The 11,816-nt window shown below is 36.4% G+C and carries 13 protein-coding genes; 5 read left to right on the top strand and 8 right to left on the bottom strand.

The window, feature by feature from the left end; genetic code table 11:
- The 3 genes from AC1DND_RS06865 to AC1DND_RS06875 form a co-directional block, all read left to right on the top strand.
- Positions 1–533 (top strand): glycosyltransferase family 4 protein (locus AC1DND_RS06865; RefSeq protein ID WP_477580199.1); only part of this gene is annotated, 533 nt, incomplete at its 5' end.
- Positions 534–732: 199 nt separating this feature from the next.
- On the top strand, positions 733–1,812 hold the full coding sequence (gene gcvT / locus AC1DND_RS06870) for a glycine cleavage system aminomethyltransferase GcvT (protein WP_477580201.1): 1,080 nt from the start codon (positions 733–735) through the stop codon (positions 1,810–1,812).
- Between the two features lie 84 nt (positions 1,813–1,896).
- Positions 1,897–2,613, top strand: coding sequence for a 2-phosphosulfolactate phosphatase (locus tag AC1DND_RS06875; protein WP_477580203.1), 717 nt, complete (start codon positions 1,897–1,899; stop codon positions 2,611–2,613).
- Here AC1DND_RS06875 and AC1DND_RS06880 read toward each other — a convergent pair.
- The 4 genes from AC1DND_RS06880 to gldB form a co-directional block, all read right to left on the bottom strand.
- Complete coding sequence (locus tag AC1DND_RS06880; RefSeq protein WP_477580205.1) at positions 2,610–3,527, bottom strand: hypothetical protein; 918 nt, start codon at positions 3,525–3,527, stop codon at positions 2,610–2,612. The genes AC1DND_RS06875 and AC1DND_RS06880 overlap by 4 nt on opposite strands.
- A 72-nt stretch (positions 3,528–3,599) precedes the next feature.
- Positions 3,600–4,394: a M12 family metallopeptidase gene (locus AC1DND_RS06885; RefSeq protein ID WP_477580207.1), complete on the bottom strand. Its 795-nt coding sequence runs from the start codon at positions 4,392–4,394 to the stop codon at positions 3,600–3,602.
- Positions 4,395–4,712: 318 nt separating this feature from the next.
- Positions 4,713–5,483, bottom strand: a complete 771-nt coding sequence (locus AC1DND_RS06890) for a patatin-like phospholipase family protein (protein WP_057931344.1) — start codon at positions 5,481–5,483, stop codon at positions 4,713–4,715.
- Positions 5,484–5,592: 109 nt separating this feature from the next.
- Complete coding sequence (gene gldB, locus AC1DND_RS06895) at positions 5,593–6,627, bottom strand: gliding motility lipoprotein GldB (protein ID WP_477580209.1); 1,035 nt, start codon at positions 6,625–6,627, stop codon at positions 5,593–5,595.
- Between the two features lie 30 nt (positions 6,628–6,657).
- On the opposite strand from gldB, the gene AC1DND_RS06900 reads away from it, so the two are divergent.
- Positions 6,658–7,332, top strand: a complete 675-nt coding sequence (locus AC1DND_RS06900; RefSeq protein ID WP_477580211.1) for a porin family protein — start codon at positions 6,658–6,660, stop codon at positions 7,330–7,332.
- A 49-nt stretch (positions 7,333–7,381) separates the two neighbouring features.
- Positions 7,382–9,022 (top strand): NAD+ synthase, encoded by a 1,641-nt coding sequence (locus AC1DND_RS06905; protein ID WP_477580213.1) that lies wholly within the window; start codon positions 7,382–7,384, stop codon positions 9,020–9,022.
- Between the two features lie 134 nt (positions 9,023–9,156).
- On the opposite strand, the gene AC1DND_RS06910 is transcribed toward AC1DND_RS06905, so the two are convergent.
- The 4 genes from AC1DND_RS06910 to lspA all read right to left on the bottom strand — a co-directional run.
- Positions 9,157–9,777 carry a hypothetical protein gene (locus tag AC1DND_RS06910; RefSeq protein WP_477580215.1) on the bottom strand — a complete coding sequence of 207 codons (621 nt, stop codon included), beginning with the start codon at positions 9,775–9,777 and terminating at the stop codon, positions 9,157–9,159.
- A 136-nt stretch (positions 9,778–9,913) separates the two neighbouring features.
- Positions 9,914–10,330 carry an OsmC family protein gene (locus tag AC1DND_RS06915; RefSeq protein WP_086548955.1) on the bottom strand — a complete coding sequence of 139 codons (417 nt, stop codon included), beginning with the start codon at positions 10,328–10,330 and terminating at the stop codon, positions 9,914–9,916.
- 189 nt (positions 10,331–10,519) lie between these two features.
- Positions 10,520–11,269 (bottom strand): M57 family metalloprotease, encoded by a 750-nt coding sequence (locus AC1DND_RS06920; protein ID WP_477580217.1) that lies wholly within the window; start codon positions 11,267–11,269, stop codon positions 10,520–10,522.
- Between the two features lie 142 nt (positions 11,270–11,411).
- A partial coding sequence (gene lspA, locus AC1DND_RS06925; RefSeq protein ID WP_477580219.1) for a signal peptidase II occupies positions 11,412–11,816 on the bottom strand: 405 nt, incomplete at its 5' end.

Here is an 11,816-nt window from a genome sequence, read left to right on the forward strand (position 1 = left end):
GTTTTCCTACACTGTTTCATTTAGGTGCAATGGACTGGCGACCGAATCAGGAAGGACTAGAATGGTTTTTGGATGATATCTGGCCCGATATTGAAAAACTAAATAAAGACCTTCGTTTTTATATTGCAGGAAAAAACATGCAGAAACATTTCTTCGAATACGATTCAGAAAATCTGATTGTAGAGGGTGAGGTTTTTGATGCGGTTGAATTTATGAACTCTAAGGCAATTATGATTGTTCCTTTAATCTCTGGCACTGGAATGCGGGTGAAGATTATTGAAGGTATGGCCATGAAAAAATGCATCATAGCGACCACTACTGCCGCAGAAGGAATTAATTGCAGGCATGGCCATGACATTTTAATTGCTGATTCTGCAGATGAATTTTACCGGTCGATTTTACAGTGTATCATTAACCCTAAACGTTGGGTAGAAATAGGAGAGAACGCCCGCAAAACAGTAGAAAACGACCATGGTGTTCATTTAATCTCCAGTAAAATGCTGAAGATTTACGAAGAATTGGTGACTGCGTAAGTATCTTTAGTAGATGCTGAAACAAGTTTAGCGTGAAGGATGAATAGAAAAATCATCTAAAAACTCCTTAAAATTAACCTCAAAATTTTGTCTTTTTCTTAGTACTTTTGCACCCCAAGAAGAATAACGAATAAAGCCGTCATAATTCACAGAATATCAGCTATACTGGCTTCATTATCATAAAAAATAAAATTTACGGATGAAAAACACCGCATTAACAGAAAAACACATCGCTTTAGGCGCTAAAATGGTTCCATTTGCAGGTTACAATATGCCTGTTACTTACGAAGGTATTAATGCCGAACATGCAACTGTTCGTAACGGCGTGGGTGTTTTTGATGTAAGCCATATGGGCGAATTTATTCTGAAAGGTGAAAACGCATTAGATCTTATTCAACGTGTAACCAGTAACGATGCGTCTAAATTATACGATGGAAAAGTTCAGTACTCTTGTTTGCCAAACCAAGATGGTGGTATTGTTGATGACCTTTTGGTTTACAAAATAGATGATAAGACCTACATGTTGGTGGTTAACGCTTCTAACATAGAAAAAGATTGGAACTGGATTCAACAATTCAATTCGAAAGGTGTAGAAATGCACAATATTTCGGATCAAACCTCTCTTTTGGCCATTCAAGGGCCAAAAGCAGCAGACGCTTTACAAACATTAACTGATGTTGATTTGGCATCAATGGAGTATTACACTTTCGTTAAAGGTACCTTTGCTGGTGTTGATAACGTAGTCATTTCAGCAACAGGTTATACTGGCGCTGGTGGTTTCGAAATTTATTTCGAAAACCAATATGCCGATCAAATTTGGGATGCTATTTTTAAAGCAGGTGCGCCGTACAACATTCAGCCAATAGGCCTAGGTGCACGCGATACTTTACGTTTAGAAATGGGTTTCTGTTTATATGGAAATGATATTGATGATACTACCTCGCCTATCGAGGCAGGTTTAGGTTGGATTACCAAATTTTCTAAATCTTTCACCAATTCGGAGGTATTATTGGCGCAAAAAGAAGCTGGTATTCAAAAGAAATTGGTTGGTTTCGAAATGATCGATCGTGGTATTCCGCGCCATGATTATGAAATTGCTGATGCCGAAGGAAATATTATCGGTAAAGTGACTTCTGGTACCCAGGCACCTTCTTTGCAAAAAGCAATAGGTATGGGCTACATTGCAAAAGATTTTACTAAAGAAGGAACTGAAGTTTTTATTTTAATCCGCAATACGCCAATTAAAGCTAAAGTGGTTAAGTTTCCTTTTTATAAATAAGGTTTGGGGTTTAAGGTTTAAGGCGTAGGGCATATTTTCCCATAACCTTAAACCTTAAACCTTTCGCCTTTCACCTCCCTTTACATGTCAAAAAAAATAGAAGTTTGTTTAACTCCGGCCTTGATTGATTTATATGATATCGAACAAAGCATTGTGGTGGTTATCGATATTTTAAGAGCCACTTCATCTATTACCTACGGAATAGATAATGGTGCTGAAGCGATTATTCCAGTTGCTCAGGTAGAAGATTGTTTAAACTATCGCGATAGCGGATTTTTATTGGCAGCAGAACGAAATGGGGAGGTGGTAGCCGGATACGATTTCGGTAATTCGCCATTCTCTTATACCCATGAAAAAGTGAATGGAAAAACGGTCGTGTTAACTACTACCAATGGAACTAAGGCTTTGCATTTGGCTCAGAAAAGGGCCTATCAGGTTGTAATTGGGTCTTTCCTGAACTTAGATGCCCTTTGTGATTATTTGAAAAGTCAGGATAAGAATGTGCTTTTGCTTTGCGCTGGTTGGAAAGATCAGTTCAATTTAGAGGACACCCTTTTTGCTGGTGCTGTGGTAAATAATCTCCGTCAAAATTTCCAGCATTTTGATGATTCCAGTGTGGCTGCAGAAGATTTGTATGCCTTAGCTAAGGCAGATCTGAGGAAATACCTTCACAAATCATCACACAGCCATCGTTTGGCTCAGTTGAATATAGAAGAAGATGTTGTTTTCTGTTTGCAGTTAAATCTTTGCAAAACAATTCCGGTACTGGAAGGCGAACGTTTGGTGGCCTTAAAAAATTAAAAGCTAAAATTTAAGCCGAGCAATACTGCATTTTTTCTAAAATTTGCGCCATTAAATTGAGTTTCCTCTGTTGGTCTACTATTAAAATAAGCTTTATCTACACCAGAGTAAGTGTTGATGTTATTGATCTTATAGTCGACTTCTATCCGTAAACTTTTGTTTAATGGTACAGCCAGATTGATATCGCCACTCAATGAAAAGGAATTTGCCTTATGTGTAAAGCTTACAGGTTTTGCAAAATCAGGAATTAAATTCCAGTTGGCTTTTGCCGAATAAGTATAAAAACCGCTTAAAACTGTGGCGCCTATACTGAATTTCTGCATTTTAAGAACAAGTTCTGCTCCAAAATCGAATCCTTTATATCTTGCTACATACGTAGAGTTTAAGCCTTTGCTGTCAGGATTATTTGCACTTTCTAGCAAATGAAATTTTTGCTGATGATATGAAAGTCCAACAATTGGATTGATGTTAAAATCGCCAAATTTGAACAGTTGGTAACTGAACTGTAAATTGGCATCGTATAAATAACCTTTATTTGCGTTGAGCAGATCGAAATAAAAAGCATTTTGCCGATTATCATTTGCATAATCGGTATCTTCTGCCTCGCCCTTGGTTATGCTGCTGTATTGGTTAGCGGCTTTAATACTAAGCCGCTCGGTAATATTGTATTTAATGTCTAAGCCAAAACTAGGCCCTTTAAGATTTTTCCAGATGAGTTCTGATAATACATTCGGACTGGTTCCAGTTGCATTACCTGCAATAGACCAATCAAATCTTGATTGTTGAATGCCTGCATAAGGCTTTACCTCCCATTTATAGGAATTCTCTTGTGCAGATGCGGTTTGGCAGAATAATAGGAGTGTTAAGCAGGCTAAAAATGGTTTGATAAATGAAATCCGCAGAGCGATCAGCATATCTGTTTTTATTTTATAATAGCAAAATACACATAGCGGTTATTTAAACCACTATGTGTAATAATTTATTTTCTAAAATGGATATACTGAAGCTATAAATGATTTATCAGTAGGTGATAATACGGTATTCCATCCCACCTCGAAATCACCGATGGTTAATTCGTTAGGAACTGAATAGTGCATGATCGAATATTTATCGTAAGCGCTATAATTGGTTTGTGTGGTACTGTATTTTGCAAATAAGTTATTGTCTACATCTGCCTGGCTCCAGTAATTTGGTGCAGCAGCATAATAGGCATAAACAGCAGGTTTATCCCAAGGAATAGCCACCAATGGATGTTGGTGCTCATGGATTAATCCTAATGCATGACCGAATTCGTGGATTACCACGCGGCTATATTCAGAATCTGCTGTAGTTGCAGTTAACCAACCATAGTTCATAGTCGCACCGGTGCTAGGCGTTGATTTTCCAATGTACGACCAAGATCCATCTCCACTTACAAAGCTTACCCTGATTTTGGCTGTATTATCGTTTGTTACAAAGTTGAATTTGATGTTGGCATATTGTTCCCACGCTTTCGCATATTGGATTACTTTAGCTCTGATGGCTGATGTGCTTCCGTTTAAACTTACTTTAATCGTAGTTCCCGGAGTCCATTTTGTTGACTTTAAAACGGCACCTCTTGGGGTAGTTCCATCCAATGATCTTTCTGTACAGATCTGGATATCGCCAAGGGGATTAACGGCTGATAATTCAGGTTTTTGTAAATCTGCCGTTTCTGTAGGTTTTTCTTTTTTACATGCAAATAATACTGTGGTTAGCGCCAGGGCAGTTAATAGGGTTTTATTTAATTTTAAGAATTTCATGTTTAGGTTTTTTTAGGTAAAAATTAATGATCTGTATTTGACTTGGAAATCAAGTTAGAAGATCGTAAAAACAGGAATTCTTCTTCTTTGAAAAAGAATAATCAGGTTGAAAAACATAGATAGACATTTAGGTTTAATTTCCTCTGCATTTGCAAAGTATAATCCTAAAGTAAAATAATATTATATCAACACCAAGAGAATTGTAATATTTTTATTGCATAAGTGTATTTTTTACACTCGTTTATTTGTTTAATATAAACTATTTTATTGTAGTTTAAATATTACATATCGCAAGAAATCCACAAGTGAATCTACTTGCTATTTTGTAATTAATTCGGAAATTGTTGGACTGTTTTTAATCGTAATCAAGGCTTCTTCGTGTGCCAGCCAGTAAATATCTTCTGCACGTTTCATATCGAATGTACTAATAGCCCCTAAACCTTTTGGTTCGATTAATACGTTACAGAATTTTGCTTTTCTTTCCATATCATGGTTAATAGACATTATGCCGGCGCGTCCCATTAAATTGGTAATACCGGTAATTTTATCAACTGGTTTAAGGTGGTTACAGGACGAGCCTATAATGAAATCGCAGTCGTCCATTAAAGGTTCAACCGGGAAATTATTTAAAATTCCGCCATCCACATACATCTGGCCATCAATCATAATGGGTTTAAAAATACCAGGTATGCAGCTAGAGGCATGAATTGCTCTAATAAGCGGTCCTTTTGTAAAATAAACCAATCGGCCTTCGCTAAAATTTACAGCAGCAATGGTTAAAGGTATTTTTAGCTTTTCAATTGAATCTTCCGGAAAATATTCCTTTAAAATCAGAGAAGTGTTTTCGATATTGATTAAGCCCAGAGAACCCACCGCCGGACGAACGAAGCGCCAGAGTTTCGTTTTAAGGAAAATATTCAAACCTTCTTCCGGATCTATGCCAGCGGCAAAAAAGGCCCCGGCTATCGCTCCTGCACTTGTTCCACTAATGTGACTAAAGGTAATGCCCAAATTGCTGAAGGCCTTTAAAACACCTAAATGTGCTATTCCCCTAATGCCTCCGCCTGATAATACAATGCCAACTTTCATAGGTTTAATTTAGGATGATTAATTAAAAAGTTCAACTGATCGATTTTATTGCTTAATTGTGGTATTGTTTTGGCCTGTAAACTGATAACTAAAAACCGCAAACTGATAACTATCTCTGTTGTTTCGGTTTGTACTTAGATTGATTTAAAATTTTCTGTGCATCGTTATCTGCCATTAATTGTTGTAAAGTAACATCAGGGTGTTCTTTCATATATTTTCTTACAATTTGCCAACCCATCCATACTCCCAATTTTGGTGCCGAATCTCTATTTTCACCTAAACCTGGTGTAAAAGGTCCTTCAGATAAAAACACCTGAATTTTTTGATAGTCGGTTTCATACAGGTAACTGTTCTCCAAAAAATATGCCCAAATATCGCCTTCGAAATTTTGTGCCCAGTCTAACTGCTGTTGAGTATATCCGATTTTGGTAGAATCGCTTAAGTTTTCAGGTAAAACCTGATCTAAGAAGTATAAAATCTTTCCCTGGAAGATCATTTTAGACAAGAGGGTTSTATTGTCATCAGGCTCTGCAAAAAGTTCTTCGTGGGCGTACGTTTCGGCTACACGGGGCACAATATATTCAGGTGTAAACCTTCTTGATAGGTATAAGGGCACACTTTGCACAATCGCCTTATAAAATTTGCTGTCTTTTCCCAAAAACATATCCAAACCAATACCCAGATAGTTATCGCCTACGGGCATTTGGTAAGCAAAACCTGAAGCAAAAGAAATAAATTTTGGAATCTTCGCTTTCGGATAATAGTATTTAATATATTTAAAAGTTTCGGTTAATCCTTCTTCTTGCACTTTTAAGTCTGGAAAAACACTATCAACTTCTTTGCTTAAATCGGTATAAGCCTGGTCGCGGTATAGGTTGGTCAACGATTCGGTGTTGGAATATTTGCTGTCTAAAATCCGGTGGATAAAATCGTCATAAAATACACCATATTTTGAACTAAGCTGTTTGTCTACCTCAATAACATTTTTGTTTTTCCCAGCAAATAGCTCGTTATCAAATCTTTCGATTTTAATGTTTACCTGTATATTGCTTACATCGGGCCTGTTGCTTTGCCTGCAGGAAATAAATGTGATGGCAAAAAGAAAAATTAGATAAATTTGCCAGTGTTTTACGTTATACATCATGTACAACAAATATATATAAACACCTATAGCATGAAAAGAATATCGACCATTTTAATTTTGTCTCTTTTAAGTATTGGCGCATGGGCGCAAAATTCTCCGTTAACCAGTTACGGTTTTAGGTTAGGTTTAACCGCTACCCCAACTTTTGGTTGGATTAAACCTGAACAAGGAAAAACAGACGGAATAGCTTTGGGCTTTTCTTATGGATTAATTGGTGATTTTAATTTTGCCCCGAATTATAGTTTTTCTACTGCGCTAACCATCACTTCGATAAATGGTAAAAGTACAGAGGCGAATGTTTTGCCTTATTATAGCGCCAGTAGTAGTACTGCACCGAAAGCTTACGAATTAAAATATAAGTTACAATACGTAGACTTGCCTTTAACCATTAAACTAAAAACCGTAAAGGCTGATGGAAAACGTTGGTATGGTCAGTTTGGATTGTCTAATTCAATCAACATCAGTGCTAAACAAGATGCTGTAACAGGTGGAGCGGTTGTTGGCGATAATTTAAATGTATCCGATAACATTAAACTTTACCGTGCCGGATTAATCATCGGTGGTGGTGGCGAATTTGATATTTCGGGCAATACCAGTATCGTAGCTGGTTTAACTTTTAATAACGGTTTCACTAATATTGTAACAGATAAAGCCAGAGATGTTAGAAATCATTATTTGGCACTTAATTTCGGCGTATTCTTTTAATCGGGATATTTGTCTTGATACTTGATTCTCACTACTTGATACATTAAATATGAAAATAGCGCTAGCACAACTCAATTACCATATCGGGAACTTTGAGGCAAACACGAAAAAAATAACCGAAAATATTCAATTGGCAAAAGATAAAGGTGCAGATTTAGTTGTTTTTGCCGAGCTTGCTATCTGTGGCTATCCACCAAGAGATTTTTTGGAGTTTGATGAGTTTATTGTATTGTGCGAAACTGCCGCTCAGGAAATAGCCAAACATTGCACAGATATTGCATGTATTGTTGGCCTACCTATTAAAAACGAAATATTACAGGGAAAAGATCTGTTTAATGCAGCCTATTTCATCGAAGAAGGGAAAGTTAAAGCCGTGGTTAAAAAAGCACTCTTACCTACCTACGATGTATTTGATGAATATCGTTATTTCGAACCTGCCACACAATTTAACTGTATCGATTTTAAGGGAAAAAAAATTGCCTTAACCATTTGCGAAGATCTGTGGAATATCAACGATAATCCACTATATGTTTCTAATCCAATGGATGAGCTGATTAAGGAGCAGCCAGATGTGATGATTAACATTGCTGCATCTCCTTTCTCTTACACCCATGATGATGAACGTATAAAAGTATTAGGCGATAATGCAAAAAAGTATAACCTGCCGGTATTTTATGTAAACCAGGTTGGTGCGCAGACTGAGATTATTTTTGATGGCGGTTCTTTGGTTTTTGATGCTGATGGAGCCGTGAAAGCAGAGATGAAGTATTTTGAAGAGGATCTTCAGGTTTTTGATCTGGAAGAGGTTGAAAATGTGYGTAATAAATATCCCCAATCGGAAAGATTGACCGATATTGAGCAGATTCACGACGCGTTGATTTTAGGTATAAAAGATTATTTCAATAAATCTGGTTTCAGTAAAGCCGTTTTGGGCTTATCAGGTGGGATCGACTCCGCTGTGGTTTGCGCCTTGGCTTGTCGTGCGTTAGGCCCAGAGAATGTAATGGCCGTTTTAATGCCTTCTAAATTCTCTTCCGACCACTCTGTTCAGGATGCTTTAGATTTGGCTAATAATATTGGTTGTATGCACGAAATTGTGCCAATTAAAGAAGTTGCAGAAGCTTTCGATCATATACTGGCACCAGCCTTTAAGGGTTTGCCCTTTAACCTTGCTGAAGAAAATGTGCAGGCCCGCATCCGTGGCATTATTAATATGGCCATGAGTAATAAGTTTGGCTATATTTTATTGAATACATCAAACAAAAGCGAGTGTGCTGTTGGTTATGGTACTTTATACGGTGATATGTGCGGTGCTATTGGGGTAATAGGAGATGTCTATAAAATGCAGGTTTTTGAGCTTGCGAGATACATTAATAAAGAAAGGGAAATTATTCCGGTCAATACTATTGTTAAACCACCATCTGCAGAGTTAAGGCCCGATCAAAAAGATTCCGATTCATTACCTGAATATGAAATTCTCGATAAAATATTATATCAGCACATCGAAAAGAAACAGGGCTCTAAAGCCATTATTGCTCAAGGTTTTGATGAAGCATTGGTGCTGCGGATTCTAAAAATGGTTAATGTTGCAGAATTTAAACGCTATCAAACTCCACCTATTTTAAGGGTATCGCCAAAAGCATTTGGTATGGGCCGAAGAATGCCTATAGTAGGGAAATATATGGCTTAGTTTGTTTTAGAGTTGTAGTGTTGGAAGGCTGATTAATTGCTTAAATTGTTGAATGGTTCAATTGCTGGGATTGCTAAATTGTTTTGGATTAAATGATTAAGCAGTCGATTATTAAATTGTGGATGGAAAACTGTCTAATTGTGGTTGAGCTGATTTAATGCAAGTTGCTTTACCTCACTTTCTTCTTCAAAAGAGATGATGTGGTTTAGGTTTGCCTGATTGTTCATTTTACCAACTGCAATTTTTCGTACTTCTAGATCATCATCAAAACTTGCAATATGAAATAAGTTCGCTTCATTATTCATTTTTGCAACAGCGATTTTCCTTACCGCAACATCATCGTCAAAACTGGCGATATGAAATAGGTTTGCCTGATTTTCCATTTTCGCAGCAGCAATTTTTCTTACTTCTGCATCATCATCAAAACTGGCAATGTGAAATAAATTAGCTTGATTGGTCAACCTGACAACTGCAATTTTTCTTACCGCTACATCATCGTCAAAACTGGCAATATGAAATAAATTAGCTTCATCTTTAAGCGAATTGATCGCTAATTTTTTGACTTTATTGATTTTGGTCTCATTAGCGATTGTAACCAGATCTTCTTCAGAAACTGGTTTACTAAAATCTATATCATTAATTTTAGTATTTCCGTTTTTATCACTTGTATCGGAGATTCTTTCAGTTTTGCTACTGAAGTTGATACAGCTGCTTAAGAATAAAGCAGTGCTTAAGAATAGGAGAGATTTTTTCATGTTAACTTAGCTTGTAAGGCTAAGTTATACAATTAATTTAATATTGCAGTAACCCAAAAATAAGTAGTTATGCTGAGGTACGAAGTGAACCATTTTTTACACTCATGATGCTTCGTGCCTCAGCATGATAAATAGGCTACGCTAAAGTAGCATCAACGGTAATCGTTGTGTTTAATAATTTAGAGATCGGGCAGTTTTTTTCTGCATCTGCTACCAATTCATCAAATTTTTCCTGTGTTAAATTAGGCACAGAAGCGGTTAAAGTTAAATGCGATTCAACAATTTCACCTTTTGATGGATCAAGGTTAATTTCACACTTGGTTTCCAATTTATCTGCTGTAAATCCTGCTTCAGTTAGGTTAGCAGATAATTTCATGGTAAAACAGCCTGCGTGTGCAGCAGCAATTAATTCTTCTGGATTTGTGCCAACACCTTCAGCAAAGCGAGAGTTAAAAGAATATTGAGTATTATTTAAAGTGGTACTTTGTGTAGTGATGTTACCATTACCTTCTTTAATAGAACCTTGCCATACGGCTGTTGCATTTCTTTTCATGATTGGATTTTATTTTTAGATTGTTTAACACCTAAAGATAAAAATATGTTTGTTTAAAGGTGGCAATTCTTTGTTAAGAAATTCCTGGATTAAAATCATTTGCAAATATTGTTTCAAAAAAAGAAGCTGCTTCAGAGAAACAGCTTCCATTGCATTACGATCTTTTTAGGTTATTTATCTGATTTTTAATTATAAAGGGTACAATACTGCGGTAGCCTGTTTATCCTTTGCTGATAAAACAGTTGCGCCGCTTCCACATTGTCCTCCGTTCATTAAAGATAATGCATCGGTTCCCCCAACCCCTGGAACATTAATGGTTGTAGATTGGTTGGTGTGTTTAAATGAAATGGTATGCCCAAATTCATGTGTTATGGTTCTTTGTCGCTGTGCAAAAGAATTGTTTTGGATCAGGTTCTGGTTAATCCAAACTGTATTGCCAGCTTTACCGTTAGAGGTTGATAAATAAGCTTGTCCACAGGTAGAACTTCCAATGGTATTGTCTACCTTAATTAGAATATCATAGATAGTACCTGTTGTAATTACAAATTTGATTTTAGAATTAGGCACCGTATTCCATTGGTTGATTGCAGAATTGATTTCGCTGATCATCCCGTTTATAGAAGGATCGATTTTAACACGGATATTACTGCTATTGGTTACAATATTTCCATTGTAATATTGCTCTGTTATCGGTTTTCCATTATCGGCAGAAACTTCCATGTTTTTGCTAAATACGATATCTCCGTCTACAACATAATTACCACCACTTTCTACAATCTGTGCATCTGTAAATCCAAGATTTTTGATGTAAGCAAGAACTTTTTGGTTTTGAACAGTTTCGTTTTCCTGATCTGTTGGTATCTCATTTTTCTTCGAGCATGAGATTACCATTACTGAGAGCAATGCAATCAGCATAGTTTTTGTTAATAGGTGTTTCATAGTTTAGGTTTTTGGTTTAGATCGTAATATGCTGCAATTGAGTATTACATGAATAAATATAACACAAAAAATACAAACATGTATTTTTAATGTATATTTTTTTTGTATTCTTAATTAGTATTACTAAATCTTACCTACTATCCTAATTCACCTCGTGTTTTAATCTATTACTTCTAATCGACTGGAAAAGCAATATACCTACACCAATCATGATCGAAATATCTGCAAAATTGAAAACACCTGTTTGGAAGAGGTAAAAATCCATATGCATAAAATCGGTAACCGATCCGTGTACAATCCGATCATATAGGTTGCCGATCCCCCCGCCAATCAGAAAACACAAAGCAATTTGCATACTCATTGGTAAATTGCGTTTGGCAAAGAGGAAATATAAGCCGTAGCCCAAAAATAGTAATGGCAAGCCTGTTAAAATAATGAGTCTGAAAATATAGGGCATGTTATCGCCAAGACTTAAAAATGCACCACTGTTTTCTACTTTGGTTAAAGTAAAACGGTCTTTTATAATGCTGATATGTTCGTAATCGCT

Source organism: Pedobacter sp. 01N416 (genome assembly GCF_056399685.1).